This window comes from Variovorax guangxiensis, assembly GCF_003952165.1.
Classification (GTDB): domain Bacteria; phylum Pseudomonadota; class Gammaproteobacteria; order Burkholderiales; family Burkholderiaceae_C; genus Variovorax; species Variovorax guangxiensis.
Map to the genome: position 1 here is coordinate 191,720 of NZ_RXFT01000001.1, position 17,492 is coordinate 209,211.

Consider the following 17,492-nt stretch of genomic DNA (forward strand, 5'->3'; position numbering starts at 1 on the left):
GGGCTTTCTCTTTCCTTGCTCAGTCTGCGGTGATGTTCTGTTGCTTCGCCAGCTTCTTCCAGCGCTCCACGTCCTCGGCGATGACGGTGCCGAACTGCGCCGGCGTGAGCGGCGTGGCGATGGCGCCTTCGCGCAGGAAGTTCGCTGCGATCTCGGGCTTCGACAGGATCTGGTTGACCGCGCCGTTCAGCTTCGCGACCACGTCGGCCGGCGTGCCGGCCGGGGCCAGCAGGCCCCACCAGAGTTCGAACTCGTAGCCGGGCACCGCAGTCGAAATGGGTGTGAGGTCGGGTGCGATGGGGCTCGGCTTCAGGCTCGTGATGCCGACCGCGCGCAGCTTGCCGGCGCGCACCATCGGCAGCAGCGAGGGGCCGCTGGAGATCAGCAGCTGCGTCTGGTTGCCCACGAGATCGGTCACCGCCGGGCCCATGCCCTTGTACGGGATGTGAGCGATCTGCAGGTCGCCCACCTTGGCCTTCAGCAGCTCGGTGCCGAACTGGTTGACGCTGCCCGAGCCGGAGGACGCGTAGTTGTACTGGCCCGGCTTCGCCTTGATGGCGGCGATGAGTTCGGCCGGCGTCCTGGCGGGGAACTCGTTGTTGACCGCGACGATGAACGGCCCCTTGGCGAACATCGCCACCGGCGCGAGTCCCTTGACCGGGTCGAAGGGCAGCTTCGACTGCACCGCCGCGTTGGTCGTCATGCTCGAAGACACGGCTACCAGGGTGTAGCCGTCGGGCGCCGCCTTGGCCACCTGGCCCGTGCCGGTGTTGCCGCTCGCGCCGGGGCGGTTGTCGATGATGACCGGCTGCTTGAGCTGGTCGCCCAGCTCCTTGGCCACCTGCCGCGCGAAGGTGTCGTTGGAGCCGCCGGCCGGGTAGGGCACGACGATGGTGATGGGCTTGGAAGGGTAGGCGGCCTGCGCGAGCGCGGTGCCGCCCAGCGCGGCAAGCACGACTGTCGAGGCTGCGGCGAGCGCGCGCGGGCGAAGGAACGAGGGAATACGCATCTGTCTTGTCTCCGGTTTTCTTATGGATGGGGAAGCAGGCTCAGCCTGGAATCAGCCTGGCATCAGACCGAGGCTGCGCGCGCTCTCGACGATGGCGCGCGCGCGGATCACGAAGGGGATGTCGATCATCTTTCCGTCCACCACGTAGGCTCCGACGCCCTTGGCGTCGGCTTCGCGCGCCGCCTCGACCACCTTGCGGGCGTGCGCGATCTCCTCGTCGGTCGGGCGGAACACCTCGTTGGCGATGGCGATCTGGCTCGGGTGGATGCAGGTCTTGCCCAGGAAGCCGAGGTCGCGCGCCAGCTTCGCCTCGGCGCGGAAGCCTTCGGCGTCGCGGATGTCGGCGAAGGCGCTGTCGTAGGCATATAGGCCCGCCTCGCCAGCCGCGATGCGCACCGTGAACATCGCCTGGCGGATCGCGGAAGGCTCCCGGCGGGCAATGCCCAGCGGTTCGAACAGGTCGCCCAGCCCCAGCTGGAGCCCCGCCACGCGCGGATGCGCCAGCGCGAGTTCGGCGGCAATGCGCAGCGCGGCGGGCGTCTCGATGTTCAGCAGCAGTCCGATGGGCGCCTGCACGCCGTTGGCCTGCTCCGCGCGCTCGATGGCTTCGGCGGCTGCACGCACATGCGCGGGGCTCTGCGGCTTGGGCAGGTTGATGAGCTGCACGCCGGTGCGCGCGACCGCCGCAATGTCGCGCTCGAAATGCGGCGTATCCATGGCGTTGACGCGCACGATCAGCGTCTTGCGCGACGAAGCCGCGTCGCCGCTCTCGAGGAACTGGCGCACCGTCTCGCGCGCCTCGTCCTTGCGCGGCTCGGACACGGCGTCTTCCAGGTCGAGGCTGATGGCGTCCGCCTCGCCCGCGAGCGCCTTGGCGAACAGTTCGGGGCGGGTGCCGGGAACGAAGAGTTTGCTTCTCATGAGGGCAGTGTCGGCAGTTCATGACAAGAGAAAAACAGCTGTTCACTGCGATCACATCGCAGAAAATCTATCTTCATGGAAACGGCCTACCTGCAAAGCTTTCTTCTGGTGGTGGAGTCGGGCTCGATGTCCGAGGCCGCGCGCCGGCTCGACCTCACGCCCGGCGCGGTGGCGCAGCAGATCCGTGCGCTGGAGCGCGAGCTCAACGCGCCGCTGCTCGCGCGCGCCGGCCGCACCGTGCAGCCCACCGAGGCCGGCCACCGGCTGGTGCAGCGGGCGCGCACGCTGCTGCGCGAGGTGAGCGACATCAAGGCGCTGCTGGGCAGCGAGTCGGCGGGCGGCGAACTGGTCATCGGCACCATCAACACGGCCATCCACAGCCTGCTGCCGGACATCCTCGCGCGCTTCGTGAAGACGCATCCGGGCGTCAAGGTGTTCCTGCAGTCGGGCACCACCGCCACGCTCTACAAGGCGATGCAGCAGGGCGATCTCGACGCGGCCGTGTGCCTGTATCCGCAGTTCGCGCTCGCCAAGACATTCGACTGGGCGCTGCTGCGCGAGGAGCCGCTGGTGCTGCTCGCGCCCAGCCGCCTCGCGCGGCGCGACCCCCACGAGCTGCTGCGCACCTCGCCGCTGATCCGCTACGACCGCAACCTCGGCGGCGGCAAGCAGGCCGACCGCTACCTGCGCGCGGCGGGCATCGTTCCGCAGGAGCGCTTCGAACTGAGTTCGCTGCTGGCCATCGCGATGATGGTCGACCGGGGCCTGGGCGTGTCGGTCGTGCCCGACATCGCTTCACCGCTGCTCGAAGGGCAGCGCATCGTGAAGATCCCGCTGCCGCTGCCCTCGGAAACGCGGCGCTTCGGCATCCTGTGGCTCAGGGCTTCACCGCGGCTGAAGCTGATCCATGGCTTCGTCGAGAGCGCCGGGCTGGTCACGGCGGGGAAGGGCAATGGCGCCCGGAGGCCGGCCGCGCGTTAGGCCGGCTCCATGCCGTGACGGCGCTTCGCTTCCTCGGTGGCGGGAGATCCGAGGTAGGCGAGCAGTGCGTCTGCGGCCTCTGCCTTGGGAGTGTTCGCCACCGGCGCCGCACTGAAGATCGTCGTGATCTGGACCGCTGGCGGCAGCGGCCCCAGCAGCGTGATGCCTTCGACACCGATCAGCTCGCTGAACTGCTGGAAGCCCAGTGAGGCTTCCCCGCGCGCGAGCAGCGAACCCACCGGCACGCCGGGAGGCGCCTGCACCAGCCGTTCCTTGACCGCATCGGCGATGCCCCAGCGCTCGAACAGCGCGATCAGCGCAACGCCGCTCGGCCCGGTCGAGTAGGCGATGCGGGCCGCGTCCAGCACGGCGCGCCGCACCGCTTCCTCGGTGGAGATGTCGACTTGCGCCGCTCCAGCGGCAACCGCCACCGCGACGCCCGATCGCACCACATCGACCTTGCGCGACACATCCACCTTGCCGGCGGCCGCCAGCTTGTCGATGGCATCCGATGCCAGGACCACCACGTCGAAGGGCTCTCCCGCCGATACGCGCCGCGCGGCGTCCACGCCGCCCACCGCCTCGAAGGCGACCGGCACGCCGCTCGTGCCCGTGTACGCGGCGGCGAGTTCCGCCAGCAGCCCCTTCGTGGCCATGGAGCTGATGCCCCTGAGCGAACCCGCCATGCTCATCTGCGCCCGATCAGCCGGTCCGCGTAGGCCTGCCAGTCGCTCGACGCATCGATACCGTCGAACAGGCCCTCGCGCGCCTGCGTGGCCACCCAGTCCTGCTTGGCCGCGATGGCGGAGGCCATCAGCGGCTCGAAGCCGGCTTCGCGCACGGTCTGCGCCGCCTCGCGCATTTCCTCGGCGCGGCGCTTGCCGTGCTGCACCACGCGGCTGAAGAAGTAGGCGCCTTGCCTGTCCCAGTCGATCTGCGGGAAGGTTTCCCTCAGCGTGGGCAGCACGTGTTCTTCCACGCCGTAGCGCCTCGCCGTGGCGTAGCTCTCGATGACCAGCGCCTCCAGGCCCTTGATCATGATGCTGCGGCTCATCTTGATCGCCGAAGCGACGCCGAGCCGGTCGCTCACCGCACGCACGTCCATACCCCAGCCGCACAGCGTCGCGGCGAGCGCTTCTGCGTGCGCGCCGCCCAGCAGCATCGGCACGCGGATGCCGTAGGGCGGCACGGAAGTCATCACGCCCGCCTCGACGTAAGCGACGCCCACCGCTTCGAGCGCGGCGGCGGCGCGCTGCTTGGTGCCGGGCGATGCCGAGTTGAGGTCGAGCAAGCGCGAGCCGGCGCGTGCATGGCGCGCGGCTTCCTCGGCCACCGCGAGGGTGCTGGAGGCGGTGACGGCCGAGATCAGCAGGTCGGCGTGGCTGCAGAGCTCCTGCATGCTGCCCGCCACGCGCAGTCCGTCGCGTTCCGCCGCGGCGCGTGCGGCTTCGCCGGTCGCGGCGTCGGCGAAGCGCAGGTCCCATGCCCAGACGGCGTCCACGCCGTCTTTCCCGAGCAGGCCGCGTCCGAAGATGCCGCCCACCTCGCCATGGCCGATGAGGCCCAGTGTGATTCCCATGATGCTGCCTGTCCTTCCTTGTGATCGATGTCAGTCGACGGTGATGCGCGCGCTCTTGATCACGCGGTTCCAGCGCTTCATCTCACTGGCGATCAGCTCGCCGAAGGCCTGCGGCGTGGTGGGCGTGGGTTCGGCGCCTTCGGCCGCGAGCCGCGCATGCATTTCGGCCGCGTTGAGCGACTGGTTGATCTGCCTGTTGAGCATGGCGACGATCTCCGCCGGGGTGCCGGCCGGCGCGACCACGCCGTACCACTGGTCGGCCTCGAAATCCTTCGTGCCGGGCACGCCGCTTTCCGCCACCGTCGGCACTTCGGGCAGCAGCGCGATGCGCCTGGGGCTCGACACCGCCAGCGCGCGCAGCCTTCCCGACTTGATGTGCGGCAGCAGCGCGGGCGCGCCGGTGAAGAGCAGCTGCAGCTGGCCCGCCAGCAGGTCGGTGACGGCCGGCGCCGTGCCCCGGTAGGGCACGTGCATGAAGGAGGCGCCCGTCTGCAGCTTCAGGTACTCGGTGGCGATGTGCGCCGCGCTGCCGTTGCCGCCGGAGCCGAAGGCCAGCTGGTTCGGGCGCGACTTCGCCAGCGCGATCAGCTCTGCAAGCGAGCGGGCAGGCACCGACTCGTGCACCACCAGCACGTTCGGCACCCGCGCCACCCAGGCCACGGGCGCGAAGCTGCGCACCGGGTCGTAGTCGAGCTTGGGGTAGAGCGACGGGTTGATCGCCAGCGTGCCGATGTGCCCCATCAGCAGCGTGTAGCCGTCGGCGGGCGACTTCGCCACCTTGTCCGCGCCGATGGAGCCGCCCGCGCCGGGCAGGTTGTCGACCACCACCGGCTGGTGCCATGCGCGCCCGAGCTCGATGCCGATGGCGCGCCCGAGTACGTCGGTGGAGCCGCCGGGCGTGAAGGGAATGACCATGCGTATCGGTTTCGATGGATACGCCTGTTGCGCCATCGCGATGCGGCCCGCCGGGAGAAGGGCCGCGGCGGTGGCTGTGGTGAGGGCCTGCCGGCGGGTGATGCCTGTGCTCGTCATGGTGGTAGCCGCCTCAGTCCGGCTTGATGCCGGCTTCGCGGATCAGCTTGCCGTAGCGCGCCACGTCCGCCTTGAGCAGCTTGTCGAACTGCGCGGTCGGTCCCGGCAGCGGAACGCCGCCCGCGGCCGCGAGCTGGTTGCGCACCTCGGGCGAATCGATGGCCTTCTGCACCGCGTCGTGCAGCTTCTCGACCACCGGCCTGGGCAGCCCGGCCGGACCGACGAAGCCGTACCAGACGCTGGCCTCGAAGCCCGGGTAGCCCGACTCCGCGACCGTGGGCACGCCCGGCAGCACGGCGGAACGGTCGGCGCTCATCACCGCCAGCACGCGCAGCTTGCCGGACTTGGCCAGCGGCAGCGCTTCGAGCGCATTGACCGCGACCACGTCCACATGGCCGCCGAGCACGTCGGTGAGCGCCTGCGCGCCGCCCTTGTAGGGCACATGCCGCAGCTGCAGGCCGGCGGTGTGCTGGAACAGCTCCATCGCGAGATGCGGCGTCGAGCCGTTGCCCGGCGTGGCGACGGTCAAGCCACCGGGCTTGGACTTGGCCGCCGCGACCAGCTCCGGCAGCGTCTTGATAGGCGATTCCTCGCGCACCGTGAACACCACCGGCACCCGGCCGACCGAGGCGATGGGCGTCAGCTCGCGCTCCAGGTCGTAGGGCGCGGGCTGGAAGAGCGACGGGTTCACCGCCAGCGCATTGGCGGCCAGCAGCAGCGTGTAGCCGTCGGGCGGGCTGGTGACGACCGACTTGATCGCGATGTTCGTGCCCGCGCCGGGCTTGTTCTCGACCACCACCGGCTGGCCGAGGATGGCCGACATCCGCAGGCCGACCGAGCGCGCGATGGCATCGACCGCGCCGCCGGCGCTGTAGCCCACGAGGATCTTCAGGGGCTTGGAGGGAAAGGCATCGGCCGCGACGGCATTGCCGAACTGGCCGAGCGCGACCACGGCAGCCATGCCGAGGGCAAGGCGCCGGGAAAGCAGGGTTCTCATCATCTTCGTTGTCTCCAGAATCGAAAGCGGGTGAAGGCTCAGTGCGGCTTCGGCGCGGCGGCCTTGTCCCACGTTTGCGGCGCGGCGTCCTTGCCGGCCACCGAATACAGCGCGCCGGGCGCGTTGCGGGTCTGCTGGAAGTCCTCCAGCGACTGGCCGCGCATCGCGGCGTAGATGTGCAGGTTCGACACGCCCACCACCGCGCCCAGCTTCTCCAGCATGAAGAAGATCACGCCGTACTGGATCAGCCCGCGCCAGTCGCGGTGGCGCACCATGTCGCGCTCCCTGGCCGTCAGGCCGGCGGCTTCGAAGGCGGCTTCCTCGTCGGCGAGGAAGGCCGCGCGATGCGCGGGCCGTGTCATGCCGTGCAGGAACTTGTTGAGGCGGTAGGCGCGCACGCTGGTCTCCAGCGTGAAGGGGTAGGTGCCCTGCAGCGCCTGGACGCCGGCGAGTTCCTGCGCGACGTGGCGGCGGTGGCGTTCCACCTCGCCCGCGATGGGCGGGCTCGCGAGGTTCTCGTAGATGGCGGTGGCGATGCCCGTCATCGAGGGCAGGTAGTAGCTCTGGTGCGTCTTGCGCACGTTCGACGACAGCGCCCCGCGCATCACCAGCCACATGATGACCTCGGCGCCTTCCATGCCGCCCAGCGTCGCGAGTTCGGCCTGCGTCATCTCGGTGAGCCGCACCGGGTCGTTCTCGATGAGGTCGAGAAACTGCGCGTCCCACGCCGTGTTGTTGAAGCCCGCGCGCTCGCCGTGCACCTGGTGCGAGAGCCCGCCGGTGGCGATGATGGCCACCTTGATGTCGTCGGGGTAGCTCTCGATGGCGCGCCGCAGCGCCTGCCCGAGGCGGTAGCAGCGCCGCGCCGAGGGCACGGGCGACTGCAGCACGCCCACCTGCAGCGGGATCACGGGCACTGGCCATGCCGGCTTGTGCGGGCACAGCAGCGACATCGGTGAGAACACGCCGTGGTCCAGCGCGCGGTCCTGGAAGAAGGACATGTCGAACTCGTCCGCCACCAGCGAGCGGCCGATGTGCCGCGCCAGCGCCGGATGGCCGGCCAGCGGCGGCAGCTCGCGCGCGCCGCCGCCTTCGTCGGCCACCTCGTGCCGCTCGCCCACGCCCAGCGAGAAGGCCGAGTAGTGGTCGAAGAAGAAGGAGCTGACGTGGTCGTTGTAGATGAAGAAGAGTACGTCGGGCTTCTTCCCGGCCAGCCACTGCTGTACCGGCGCGAAGGCTTCGAAGATGGGAGCCCACACCGGGTCGCCCTGCTTGTTCTTGTCGAAGGCGAAGCCGATGGTGGGTGTGTGGGAACAGGCGACGGCGCCGATGATCGTGGCCATGGTCAGTCCACGTAGCGCAGGCCGGCCTTGGCCAGCGGCTCGCGCATGCCGTACATGTCCAGTCCCAGCTCGCCGGCTGCGAAGCGCGCGCGCTTGCCGGCCTCGTTGGCCTCGCGCGCTTCGGCGGCATCGGCCACGCGCGCGGCCAGCTGAGCGGGCACCACCACCACGCCGTCGATGTCGGCCAGCACCACGTCGCCCGGCTGCACCAGCGCGCCGGCGCACACCACCGGCACATTGACCGAGCCCGGCGTGGCCTTGATGGTCCCCTTGGAGTGGATGGCACGGCTGAACACCGGGAAGTCCATGGCGATGAGGTCGCGCACGTCGCGCACGCCGCCGTCGATCACCAGTCCCTTGCAGCCGCGCGCCTTGAAGGAGGTGGCGAGCAGGTCGCCGAAGAAGCCGTCGGTGCTGTCGGCGGTGCAGGCGGCCACCACCACGTCGCCGGGCCGGATCTGCTCGGCTGCGACGTGCAGCATCCAGTTGTCGCCGGGCTGCAGCAGCACGGTGACGGCAGTGCCGCACATGCGCGCCTCGGGGTGGATGGGGCGGATGCGCGGCGCCATCAGGCCGAGGCGGCCCAGCGCCTCGTGCACGGTGGAGACGCCGAAGCGCGAGAGCTTCTCGACGGCGGCCGCGTCGGCGCGCTCGATGCGCCGGTGCACGACGCCGAGTTCCTGGAGCAGGGGAGTGTTCGACATGTTCTTTCAGAGTCCTCTTTGCTTGAGCGCGCGGTCCAGGCGCGGGTACACGCGGCGCGCGTTGCCTTCGTAGATCTGGCGGCGCGCCTTGTCGTCGAGCATCGGCGTGGCGTCGATGTAGCGGCGCGTGTCGTCGTAGTTGAAGCCGGTCTCGGGGTCGATGCCGCGCACCGCGCCGATCATTTCGCTCGCGAAGAGCACGTTGTCGACCGGGATCACGCGTGTGAGCAGGTCGATGCCCGGCTGGTGGTACACGCAGGTGTCGAAGAAGATGTTGTTGAGCAGGTGGTCCTTCAGCAGCGGCTTCTTCATCTCCTGCGCCAGGCCGCGGAAGCGCCCCCAGTGGTAGGGCACCGCGCCGCCGCCGTGCGGGATGACGAAGCGCAGCGTCGGGAAGTCCTTGAACAGGTCCGAGGTGAGGCACTGCATGAAGGCCGTGGTGTCGGCGTTCAGGTAGTGCGCGCCGGTGGTGTGGAAGCAGGCGTTGCAGCTCGTGCTCACGTGCACCATGGCGGGAATGTCCAGCTCCACCATCTTTTCGTAGACCGGATACCAGTGCCGGTCCGACAGCGGCGGGCTGGTCCAGTGGCCGCCCGAGGGGTCGGGGTTGAGGTTGATGCCCACGAAGCCGTATTCGTTCACGCAGCGCTCCAGCTCGGGAATGCAGCTGGCCGGATCGACGCCCGGCGACTGCGGCAGCATGGCCGCGCCGATGAACTGGTCGGGAAAGAGCCGGCTCACGCGATGGCACAGCTCGTTGCAGATGGCGGCCCAGGTCGACGACACCTCGAAGTCGCCGATGTGGTGCGCCATGAAGCTCGCGCGCGGGCTGAAGATGGTGAGGTCGCTGCCGCGCTCCTTCATCAGCCGCAGCTGGTTGCCCTCGATGGATTCGCGCAGTTCGTCGTCGCTGATCTTCAGCTCCGACACCTTCGGCCGTGCCGACGGGTCCTGGATGGCGGCGACCTGCCGGTTGCGCCAGGCCTCCAGGGACTTGGGCGCGGTCGTGTAGTGGCCGTGGCAGTCGATGATCATGCGCGGGGCTCCGGGTGGCGTGCAGGGGGTGCTTCAAGCATGGACGGAAGTCTGCGCCGCGGCGGCACGGCGTGGCGTGAGTTAGCGTTGCGCTGCCATCAGTCTTTTTTATCGACAAGGGTTTACCCATGGTGGCGAAAATGCACGGCCTGGAGGAGCCTTGCAGGCCATGCGCCACCTAGCCGGGAATCACAAAGTTATCGAGCACGCGGACAGCGTGGCGCTGGGCATCAACCTGCGCCACCTGCGCGCGTTCTCGGCGGTGGCCTCGGCCGGGAGCATCGCGGCGGCGGCCGACGCGCTGTTCCGCGTGGCCTCGGCGGTGACGCGCTCCATCCTCGACCTGGAGGCCGTGCTCGGCAGGCCGCTGTTCGACCGGGGCCCGCGCGGCGTGGCGCTCAATGCCTATGGCGAGCTGGTGCTGGCGCGCGCGCTGCGCATCGAGCGCGAGTTCGAGGAGGCGCGCGCGCAGCTTGCAACCCGTGGCGGCGTGGCCGGCGCAGGGGGCGCGGCCGACGTGCACTCGCTCTTCGCGTCGATCCTCAACGGCCGGCGGCTCGCTGTGATCGCGAGCCTCGCCGAAAAGCGCAACATGCCGGCCGTCGCGCGCGAGTTCGGCATCACGCAGCCGGCGATCAGCAGCGCGCTGAAGGACCTGGAAAGCGGGCTGGGCGTGACGCTCTTCAACCGCAACGCGCGCGGGCTCTCGGCCACGCCGGCCGGGGAGATCGTGGCCTTCTACTTCAGGCGCGTGCTGTCGGAGCTGCGGCACATCGGCCCCGACATCGCGGCCAGCGAGGGCACGCTGCAGGGCCGCGTGGTGGTGGGCGCGCTGCCGCTGGGGCGCACGCAGATCCTGCCGCTGGCCATCGCCTCGCTGCTCGCGCGGCATCCGCGCCTGCACGTCGCGACGGTGGAGAGCCCGTACGACGCGCTGGCCGCTTCGCTGCGCAGCGGCGACATCGACTTCATCCTCGGCGCCCTGCGCACCGCTGGCGAGGCGAAGGACCTGCAGCAGGAGCCGCTCTTCGAGGACCGCATCTCGGTGATCGCCCGCGCCGGGCACCCACTCGCGCGGGCGAAGCGCATCGACTTCAGGACGCTGCGCGAGGCGAGGTGGACGCTCTCGCGCCCCGGTTCACCGTCTCGCGAGCTGCTGGAGCGCTTCTTCTCCGAAGCGCGGCAGGCGCCGCCGGTGCCCGCGGTGGAGACGGGCGACCTCGCCGTGCTGCGCAGCCTGCTGCTGGAGAGCGACATGCTCACCGCGATCTCCGCGCACCAGCTGCGCTACGAGATCCGCGACGGCAGCCTGGTGGTGCTGGACTTTCCGCTGGAGGAAACCCGCCGCGAGATCGGCCTGAGCCAGCGCCAGGGTGCCTTCCCTTCGCCGGGCGCGCGGGCGTTGATGGAGGAGATTCGCCAGGTGGTGGCCGGTTCGCCGGACTTCCGCACGCCGAACGGCCGGAAGTGAAGCATCGCCGCGGCAAGGTCGAAGCCGCGGCACACACCGGCGGCGACCGCGCCGGCGACGGCCAGCATCGCAGCCATGTGCACGCCGACCGCCGCGAGGGCCAGCAGCAGCGAACCCGACGCGGTGATCTCTCGGGCCGCAGGAGCTTCGCTCATGCACAGCGGGATCAGCGCGGGCACCAGCATCAGCCCGGCGCCGTGCGCGGTGGCCATCATGAAGGACCAGAGCGCTAGCCCCGTGTGACTGGTCTTGCCGCGCCGCAGGTGGTGCGCCACGGCCGCGACGAGCAGCAAGCCCGCCAGCACCAGCAGCACCGTGCGATCCATCGATGGAGCGAACACGACTGCGCCGGCCACCAGTGCTACGGAAGCGGCATGCCCGAGGGCGATCGGCACCAGGGCCCGAAGCACCCGCGAACGGTCGTGCGAGCGCAGGCCCGAAGCGGCGGCGAAGGCCCAGCCGGTGGCGGGATTCAGCCCGTGAAGCGCGCCGACTCCCGCGACCGCGAGCCATGGCCAGAGGCTTGCCATGATGTCGTCGCCTTCACGCGTCGAAGCTGCCGCCGTTCGCGCCTCAGGCCTGCCTGTCGCAGCAGCACGCGCCGATGGCGGGCGTCTCCGTCTGCGACTCGTAGCGGTCGTGGTGGCGCACCCAGTCCATCTTGTAGGGCACATCGCGCTCGTCGCGGCCCTTGGGCATGAGGTCCATCATGTTGTAGGCGCCCATCATCACTTCCACGCCGCGGCCGAAGGTCGAGTAGGTGTGGAACACCTCGCCGGCCTCGTTCCTGTAGAACGCGCTGATGCCGGGCGCCTCGTCGTGCGGGAAGGGCAGCTTGCCGTAGTTGTAGTAGACCTCGCCGGTGGCCAGCTCCTCGGGCGTGAAGCTGACGTGGAAGTCGAGGTTGAAGTCGCTGCCGTGCGACGACACCCAGTCGAAGCGCCAGCCCATGCGTTCGCGGAACTGCATGATCTTCGCGAGCGGCGCGCGCGAGACGGCCACCAGCGTGATGTCGCGGTGCGCGAGGTGCACGTTCATGCCGTCGGTGTGGTCGGCCATGAAGGAGCAGCTCTGGCAGCCTTGCTCCCAGTCCGGGCCGAGCATGAAGTGCTGCACCAGCAGCTGGCTGCGGCCCTTGAAGAGATCGGCCAGCGTGCGCTTGCCCTCGGGCGTGTCGAAGACGTAGTTCTTCTGCACGCGCTCCCACGGCAGCGCGCGGCGCTCGCGGGCGATCTGGTCGCGCAGATGTGTCAGTTCCTTTTCGCGTGCAAGGAATGCCTTGCGTTCCGCGAGCCACTGCTCGCTGGAGACGACGCGATGGTTCGTCGTTTCGGGTCTCTCGATGGTCGTGGTGTTCATGATGGATGGCTCCTGGGTCAGTGGCTGGACTGGGGGCGGCGCACCGCGCGGACCTTGCCGCTGGCGCCGCCGCCGGCATAGAAGAGACCGGCGCCGTCGGACTCGAGCCCGCTCACGCCCGCGCCGCGCGGCATTTCGAGCCGCTCGAGCACGGCGCCGGTCTGCGGGTCGATGCGGCGGATGTCGCTTTCCTCCGCCTCCCAGGTGCCGTGCCAGAGTTCGCCGTCGACCCAGGTCACGCCGGTGACGAAGCGGTTCGACTCGATGGTGCGCACGACGGCGCCGGTCTCGGGGTTGACCTGGTGGATCTTGCGGTCGCGGTACTGGCCCACCCACAGGCTGCCCTCGGCCCAGGTCAGGCCCGAGTCGTAGCCGTTGCCGGGCGAGGGGATCGACGCCAGCACCTTGCCGGTGGCCGGGTCGATCTTGTCGATGCGCGACTCGGCGATCTGGTAGAGGTACTTGCCGTCGAAGGCGGTGCCGGCGTCGCAGGGCACGTCCAGCGTCTGGCTGGCCTCGCCGCTGGCGGGGTCGAAGGCCACCAGCTTCGCGCCGGTGGCGGCCCATACGCGGCGGCCGTCGTGGGTCACGCCGTGGACCTGGCCGGCACCGCCGAACGGGCCGTATTCGCGCACGATCTCGGCGGCGCGTACCGTGGGATGGCTCTTGCCTGTCTTGCTGCTCATCGTTGGCTCCTTGTGTGAAGCGCCCCGGACAGGCGCCTGGAGCCAACTCTATTCAATAGGCAGCGCAGCGGGGAGTAACAAGATCGTCGTGAATCCGGCCAGCGGCGGCGCGAGCCACTTCTGCGACCGGGCCTTGCCGATGGAGCGCACCCGGCCCTGCGCCTCCAGCTCGACCAGCGCGCGCTGCACCGTGCGCTGGCTGGCCCCCAGCGCCAGCGCGAGGGCCGAGGTGGACCATGCGGCGCCATCGGAAAGCAGCGCCGCCAGTGAGGCCTGTTCGCCGTCGATGGGCGGTGCCAGCACCGCGACGCCGCGCTCGCCCTGCGGCCGGAGCACGAAACCGCGCGGCGTGGCCTCGATGCTCGCCATCGCTTTGACGAGCGCGCGCAGCCGGCCTATCTCCACGCGCAGGCGCGCGCGATGCGTTTCGTCGGGGTGGCGGGTGCGGAAGGCGCTTTCGATCAGCGCCTCGCGATCGACATCGCCCGGCCATGCCTCGGCGAGCGAGCGTGCCAGCGAGAACAGCACCGGCCGCCGCGCCAGAGGCCGCCACGCATCGCCGGCGCCCAGGCCACGGCGGCAGGCGTCGACCACCAGCGTGTCCGAGGCGAGGAGGGCGGCGACTTCGCCCAGGCGCAGCGGCTGCTCGCCGCCGGAGCCGACCTGCCGGGCGGCGGGGCGCTCGAAGGCGGCTTGGGCCTCGGCGACTTCTGCGAGCAGGGCCGGCACGCGCGCGCGAACCGCTGCTTCGTGCGCACGGGCGAGCGAGGCCTGCGCAGGCGTGATGCGCAATGAGCGAAGCGACAGTTCTGTCGTCGCAAGCTCGGCCACCGCCGTCAGCGAGGGTGGCAGGCCGCGCGTGTTGAGATGAGCGAGGGCCGCCTCCGCGTCTTCGAGCCGGCCCAGCAGCAGCAGGCGGCGCGCCGCGATCAGCCGGGCCTGCACTGCATTGGCGTGATCCTCGTGCGATTCGAGCGCGGTGGCGGCATGCGCCAGCGAGCGTGTCGATCCGCCCAGGTCGCGCATAGCCAGGGCGACTTCGGCCTCGGCGACGATGCAGCGGGCGCGCGAAAGCTCCTCATGCGCACCGAAGCCGCGCGCGGCGCGCCGCAGCAACTCGCGCGCACGCGGATGCTCGCCGAGCTGGGCCATCGCGATGCCGCGCAGCGCCAGCGCCGGCGGATCGTCGCGCAGGGCGACCCGCTTGAGCGCTCCGAGCGCATCGCCCGCGGCAAGGGCGCGGGCGGAGGCGGCGATGAGGGAGTCCATGGAGGCGGATTATCTTGATGGCGGCCTCCGCGTTGACAGGTTGTGTTGCTTTGCCGCTTCAGGCCGCGAGCTTCCCGTTCTTCGGCTGCGGCACGCGCGACTGCGGTGCCTGCCGGGGCCAGACACCGGAGCAATACAGCGCCCAGGCAATAAAAACGGGCTGGAACAGCGGCCGGATCCAGAAGTACCACGCGCCGAACTCCAGCCCCTGCACCGTCTGCCCCTTGAGCGCGACGCTGATGTTCGCGCTGACCACGCAGACCAGCATCACCGAGAGCCAGATGCCCGCCTGCCGCTGCAGGTTGGGCAGGCCGAGGCGCCGGTAGACCGGCACCGGGACCAGCAGGCCCAGTCCGCCGGCAAGCTCCGCAACGCCGGTCAGGTAGACCCAGGCCAGTGCGTGCCCGGCGAGGGCGTCGGGAATCATCGGCGCGTAGCGCGTGGAGGCGCTCACGAAGTGGTCGACGCCGGTGAACAGGAAGCCGAGGCCCATGCCCCAGCGCATGGCGGCGCGCAGGCCCAGCGGGCGCTTCAGCAGATGGGACACCGCCCAGGCGATCACGCCGAAGGAGGAGATGAAGAAGAGAAAGCTCATGACGGACGACGTGTGTTTACAGTGGAAACATTGTGCGGGCGTATAGTTTCCACTGTCAACATCAGGGCATTACCGATGAGCACGAACTCGTCTTCCTCTTCATCATCATCCTCTTCGTACCACCATGGCGATCTCAAGGCGGGCCTTCTTGCCTATGCCCGCGAGCAGATGGAGCGCGACAACCTCGACGGCCTTTCGATGCGCGAGATGGCCAAGGCCGTGGGCGTCTCGCACACCGCCGCGTACCGCCATTTCCAGGACAAGCGCGCGCTGATGGAGGCCGTGGCGCTGCAGGGCTTCGAGGAGATGCAGGCGGCCTGCCAGTCGGCGATCGACGCGGCTCCCGCCGGCGCCCGTTCGAGGCTCAAGGCCTGTGGCAGCGCCTATGTCGGCTTCGGGCTGAGGTCGCCGCGGCTGCTGGCCCACATGTTCGGCGCGGTAGCTCAATCGCGCTCGAACGAAGGGCTGGTGCAGGCCGGCGCGCGACTCTTCGACCAGCTGCTCCAGCTGGTGGGCGACGGTCAGGCCGATGGCACCTTCCGCGAGGGCGATGCCCGGCAGCTTTCGCACACCTGCTGGGCGATGGTGCATGGCCTCTCGGCATTGCTGGGCGTGGGCGTGATGCGCACGCCCGATGCGCAGATCGACACCCTGATGCTCAGCGCCGGGCAGGCGCTCGATGTGCTGCTCGACGGAATTGCGGCGAACACTGCCTCATGCTGATGGCCCCGGGGTGCTGTGCGCATCCCGCACAACACTTGTCGCTGCGCCCGCCTAGGCGTGAAGGAAGGCCGTTCCTAGACTTTCCCCCATCGATTTCGATGGACCTACAGGAACAGCAAACATGTCTTTCTCATCAGGACTCTCCCGCCGCGGACTCATGGGCGTGCTCGTCGCGCCGTGTGCGGCCGGCATCGTCGGCGGCTCGGCGGCAGCGGCTGCAACAACGCAGCCGTTGCCCACGCCCACCATCCGCGCGATGTTGGGCGCGAAGCCGATACAGCAACTGCGCCGCAACGCGACGGCGCTGCTGGTGATCGACTTCCAGAACGAATACTTCACCGGCCGCATGCCCATTGCCGACGGCGCGCGCGCCGCTGCCCAGACCAGGCGCCTGCTGGCCTGGGCCGACCAGCACGCGATGCCCGTCTTCCAGATCCAGCACATCGCCCCCGAAGGCGCAGCCACCTTCGCCAGGGACGGCAAGACCGTCGCCTTCCACCCCGAGATGCAGCCCCGCTCGCGCGACAAGGTCGTGCAGAAGACCACCGTCAGTGTCTTCGCGAGCACCGACATCGCGCAGCAACTGCGCTCGGCCGGCGTGCAGACGCTGGTGATCGCCGGCCTGATGACCCATGCCTGCGTGGCCGGCGCCGCCCGCGACGCAGGGCCGCAGGGCTTCGACGTGGTCGTGTCTTCCGATGCCACCGCCACCCGCGCGATCCGCCGCGAGAACGGCGACACCGTGTCGCACGACAGCCTGCACCGCGCGGCGCTGGCCGAGATCGAGGACACCTTCGGCGACGTGCTGAGCACTTCGCAGATCCTGGCCCTGCCGGTCGCCTGACGGAAAATGCGCGGCTTCTGAAGTACCCGCGGGAGGGCGGCGCATGGATCAGGTCAAGGCGATGCGTGCCTTTCAACGCATCGCGCAGGCGAAGAGCCTCTCGGCGGCAGCCCAGTCGCTGGACACGACGCACTCCAGCCTCTCGCGCCAGCTGCAGGCGCTGGAGAAATCGCTGGGCGCGCAGCTGGTGCGGCGCGACACGCGCGGCATCACGCTGACCGAGGCGGGCAGCCGCTACTACGCCGCCTGCGCCGACATCCTTTCGCGGCTCGATGCCGCGCAGGCGGATGTCGCGGCCGATGGCAAGGCGCCCTCGGGCACGCTGAAGGTGAGCATGCCGCTGGCGATCGCGACGCTCGAGCTGCCCGAGTGGCTGCCGGCGTTCCAGTCGCGCCATCCGGGCATCCGGCTGGAGGTGGTCTGCACCGACCGCTTCACGAAGCTGGTCGCCGAAGGCATCGACGTCGCGCTGCGCATCAGCGATGGGCTGGAAGACGCTTCGATGATGGCGAGGACGCTGGCGGTCTCCGACATGGTGCTTGTCGCCGCGCCGCGCTACCTGGTGGAGCACGGTGTTCCCGCAGAGGCGGACGAGTTGTCGAAGCACCAGTGCCTGCTCCACAACGGGCCCGAAAGTCCCGCGCACTGGACGCTGCACATGCCCGATGGCCGGCAGCAGTCATGCAAGCCGGAAGGGCGCTTCGCCTGCGACACGATCACCGCGCTGTACTCGGCCGCGAAATGCGGCCTTGGCATTGCCGCGCTGACATGGCACACGGTGCGCTCCGACCTGCAGTCGGGCGCCCTGGTCCGCGTGCTGCCGGAGGTCACGCTGGGGCAGCGCACCTATGCGGCGCTGTATCCGCGCACGCGGCATGTTCAGCCCTCTGTGCGCGCCTTCATCGATTTCATGGCGGGCCACTACCGGTAGCGGCCGCGCGGCC

18 protein-coding genes are annotated in these 17,492 nt (G+C 69.8%); 5 read left to right on the forward strand and 13 right to left on the reverse strand.

Annotation, left to right across the window (positions count from 1 at the left end; translation table 11 throughout):
* Positions 1-19: 19 nt before the first annotated feature.
* Both EJP67_RS00920 and EJP67_RS00925 read right to left on the reverse strand, forming a co-directional pair.
* On the reverse strand, positions 20-1,009 hold the full coding sequence (locus EJP67_RS00920; RefSeq protein ID WP_126018463.1) for a tripartite tricarboxylate transporter substrate binding protein: 990 nt from the start codon (positions 1,007-1,009) through the stop codon (positions 20-22).
* Between the two features lie 51 nt (positions 1,010-1,060).
* Complete coding sequence (locus EJP67_RS00925; RefSeq protein ID WP_126018465.1) at positions 1,061-1,930, reverse strand: HpcH/HpaI aldolase/citrate lyase family protein; 870 nt, start codon at positions 1,928-1,930, stop codon at positions 1,061-1,063.
* 75 nt (positions 1,931-2,005) lie between these two features.
* On the opposite strand from EJP67_RS00925, the gene EJP67_RS00930 reads away from it, so the two are divergent.
* On the forward strand, positions 2,006-2,911 hold the full coding sequence (locus tag EJP67_RS00930) for a LysR family transcriptional regulator (protein WP_126018467.1): 906 nt from the start codon (positions 2,006-2,008) through the stop codon (positions 2,909-2,911).
* Here the strand turns inward: EJP67_RS00930 and EJP67_RS00935 are convergent.
* From EJP67_RS00935 to EJP67_RS00965, 7 genes are read right to left on the reverse strand one after another with little or no spacing between them, the layout of a single operon-like run.
* The gene (locus tag EJP67_RS00935) at positions 2,908-3,597 is read right to left on the reverse strand and encodes a substrate-binding domain-containing protein (protein ID WP_206169452.1); all 690 of its coding nucleotides are present in this window, start codon (positions 3,595-3,597) and stop codon (positions 2,908-2,910) included. The two genes, EJP67_RS00930 and EJP67_RS00935, sit on opposite strands and share 4 nt — an antisense overlap.
* Positions 3,598-3,599: 2 nt before the next feature.
* Positions 3,600-4,490 (reverse strand): DUF1932 domain-containing protein, encoded by an 891-nt coding sequence (locus EJP67_RS00940; protein WP_126018469.1) that lies wholly within the window; start codon positions 4,488-4,490, stop codon positions 3,600-3,602.
* A 30-nt stretch (positions 4,491-4,520) separates the two neighbouring features.
* A complete protein-coding gene (locus EJP67_RS00945) occupies positions 4,521-5,522 on the reverse strand; it encodes a Bug family tripartite tricarboxylate transporter substrate binding protein (RefSeq protein ID WP_126018471.1) in 1,002 nt (333 codons plus the stop codon).
* A 13-nt stretch (positions 5,523-5,535) separates the two neighbouring features.
* Positions 5,536-6,522 carry a Bug family tripartite tricarboxylate transporter substrate binding protein gene (locus EJP67_RS00950; protein WP_240650456.1) on the reverse strand — a complete coding sequence of 329 codons (987 nt, stop codon included), beginning with the start codon at positions 6,520-6,522 and terminating at the stop codon, positions 5,536-5,538.
* Positions 6,523-6,557: 35 nt separating this feature from the next.
* The gene (locus EJP67_RS00955) at positions 6,558-7,862 is read right to left on the reverse strand and encodes a gallate dioxygenase (RefSeq protein ID WP_126018473.1); all 1,305 of its coding nucleotides are present in this window, start codon (positions 7,860-7,862) and stop codon (positions 6,558-6,560) included.
* A gap of 2 nt (positions 7,863-7,864) precedes the next feature.
* The gene (gene ligK, locus EJP67_RS00960) at positions 7,865-8,566 is read right to left on the reverse strand and encodes a 4-carboxy-4-hydroxy-2-oxoadipate aldolase/oxaloacetate decarboxylase (RefSeq protein ID WP_126018475.1); all 702 of its coding nucleotides are present in this window, start codon (positions 8,564-8,566) and stop codon (positions 7,865-7,867) included.
* A gap of 6 nt (positions 8,567-8,572) precedes the next feature.
* On the reverse strand, positions 8,573-9,601 hold the full coding sequence (locus EJP67_RS00965; protein ID WP_126018477.1) for an amidohydrolase family protein: 1,029 nt from the start codon (positions 9,599-9,601) through the stop codon (positions 8,573-8,575).
* A 169-nt stretch (positions 9,602-9,770) separates the two neighbouring features.
* Between EJP67_RS00965 and EJP67_RS00970 the strand changes: the two genes are divergently transcribed.
* Positions 9,771-11,072, forward strand: coding sequence for a LysR family transcriptional regulator (locus tag EJP67_RS00970; RefSeq protein WP_126018479.1), 1,302 nt, complete (start codon positions 9,771-9,773; stop codon positions 11,070-11,072).
* Positions 11,073-11,645: 573 nt separating this feature from the next.
* Here the strand turns inward: EJP67_RS00970 and EJP67_RS00980 are convergent.
* Genes EJP67_RS00980 through EJP67_RS00995 form a run of 4 tightly spaced genes read right to left on the reverse strand, consistent with a single transcriptional unit; the run spans position 11,646 to position 14,981 of the window.
* Positions 11,646-12,431, reverse strand: coding sequence for a DUF899 domain-containing protein (locus EJP67_RS00980; protein ID WP_126018481.1), 786 nt, complete (start codon positions 12,429-12,431; stop codon positions 11,646-11,648).
* Between the two features lie 17 nt (positions 12,432-12,448).
* The gene (locus tag EJP67_RS00985) at positions 12,449-13,117 is read right to left on the reverse strand and encodes a Vgb family protein (RefSeq protein ID WP_126018483.1); all 669 of its coding nucleotides are present in this window, start codon (positions 13,115-13,117) and stop codon (positions 12,449-12,451) included.
* 48 nt (positions 13,118-13,165) lie between these two features.
* Positions 13,166-14,386 carry a helix-turn-helix domain-containing protein gene (locus EJP67_RS00990; protein ID WP_126018485.1) on the reverse strand — a complete coding sequence of 407 codons (1,221 nt, stop codon included), beginning with the start codon at positions 14,384-14,386 and terminating at the stop codon, positions 13,166-13,168.
* 58 nt (positions 14,387-14,444) lie between these two features.
* Positions 14,445-14,981 (reverse strand): DoxX family protein, encoded by a 537-nt coding sequence (locus EJP67_RS00995; RefSeq protein ID WP_126018487.1) that lies wholly within the window; start codon positions 14,979-14,981, stop codon positions 14,445-14,447.
* Between the two features lie 75 nt (positions 14,982-15,056).
* On the opposite strand from EJP67_RS00995, the gene EJP67_RS01000 reads away from it, so the two are divergent.
* The 3 genes from EJP67_RS01000 to EJP67_RS01010 all read left to right on the forward strand — a co-directional run bounded on the left by EJP67_RS01000 (position 15,057) and on the right by EJP67_RS01010 (position 17,479).
* Complete coding sequence (locus tag EJP67_RS01000) at positions 15,057-15,704, forward strand: TetR/AcrR family transcriptional regulator (protein WP_165909527.1); 648 nt, start codon at positions 15,057-15,059, stop codon at positions 15,702-15,704.
* 157 nt (positions 15,705-15,861) lie between these two features.
* The gene (locus tag EJP67_RS01005; RefSeq protein WP_126020333.1) at positions 15,862-16,548 is read left to right on the forward strand and encodes a cysteine hydrolase family protein; all 687 of its coding nucleotides are present in this window, start codon (positions 15,862-15,864) and stop codon (positions 16,546-16,548) included.
* A 43-nt stretch (positions 16,549-16,591) separates the two neighbouring features.
* Complete coding sequence (locus EJP67_RS01010; protein WP_126018491.1) at positions 16,592-17,479, forward strand: LysR family transcriptional regulator; 888 nt, start codon at positions 16,592-16,594, stop codon at positions 17,477-17,479.
* Positions 17,480-17,492 lie beyond the last annotated feature (13 nt).

Coding starts and splice junctions, on each gene's coding strand:
- EJP67_RS00990 (WP_126018485.1), bottom strand. CDS start 14,386: ATGGACTCCCTCATCGCCGCCTCCGCCCGCGCCCTTGCCGCGGGCGAT.
- EJP67_RS00980 (WP_126018481.1), bottom strand. CDS start 12,431: ATGAACACCACGACCATCGAGAGACCCGAAACGACGAACCATCGCGTC.
- EJP67_RS00920 (WP_126018463.1), bottom strand. CDS start 1,009: ATGCGTATTCCCTCGTTCCTTCGCCCGCGCGCGCTCGCCGCAGCCTCG.
- EJP67_RS00985 (WP_126018483.1), bottom strand. CDS start 13,117: ATGAGCAGCAAGACAGGCAAGAGCCATCCCACGGTACGCGCCGCCGAG.
- EJP67_RS00950 (WP_240650456.1), bottom strand. CDS start 6,522: ATGATGAGAACCCTGCTTTCCCGGCGCCTTGCCCTCGGCATGGCTGCC.
- EJP67_RS00945 (WP_126018471.1), bottom strand. CDS start 5,522: ATGACGAGCACAGGCATCACCCGCCGGCAGGCCCTCACCACAGCCACC.
- EJP67_RS00940 (WP_126018469.1), bottom strand. CDS start 4,490: ATGGGAATCACACTGGGCCTCATCGGCCATGGCGAGGTGGGCGGCATC.
- EJP67_RS00925 (WP_126018465.1), bottom strand. CDS start 1,930: ATGAGAAGCAAACTCTTCGTTCCCGGCACCCGCCCCGAACTGTTCGCC.
- EJP67_RS00935 (WP_206169452.1), bottom strand. CDS start 3,597: ATGGCGGGTTCGCTCAGGGGCATCAGCTCCATGGCCACGAAGGGGCTG.
- EJP67_RS01010 (WP_126018491.1), top strand. CDS start 16,592: ATGGATCAGGTCAAGGCGATGCGTGCCTTTCAACGCATCGCGCAGGCG.
- EJP67_RS00995 (WP_126018487.1), bottom strand. CDS start 14,981: ATGAGCTTTCTCTTCTTCATCTCCTCCTTCGGCGTGATCGCCTGGGCG.
- EJP67_RS01005 (WP_126020333.1), top strand. CDS start 15,862: ATGGGCGTGCTCGTCGCGCCGTGTGCGGCCGGCATCGTCGGCGGCTCG.
- EJP67_RS00970 (WP_126018479.1), top strand. CDS start 9,771: ATGCGCCACCTAGCCGGGAATCACAAAGTTATCGAGCACGCGGACAGC.
- EJP67_RS01000 (WP_165909527.1), top strand. CDS start 15,057: ATGAGCACGAACTCGTCTTCCTCTTCATCATCATCCTCTTCGTACCAC.
- EJP67_RS00965 (WP_126018477.1), bottom strand. CDS start 9,601: ATGATCATCGACTGCCACGGCCACTACACGACCGCGCCCAAGTCCCTG.
- ligK (WP_126018475.1), bottom strand. CDS start 8,566: ATGTCGAACACTCCCCTGCTCCAGGAACTCGGCGTCGTGCACCGGCGC.
- EJP67_RS00955 (WP_126018473.1), bottom strand. CDS start 7,862: ATGGCCACGATCATCGGCGCCGTCGCCTGTTCCCACACACCCACCATC.
- EJP67_RS00930 (WP_126018467.1), top strand. CDS start 2,006: ATGGAAACGGCCTACCTGCAAAGCTTTCTTCTGGTGGTGGAGTCGGGC.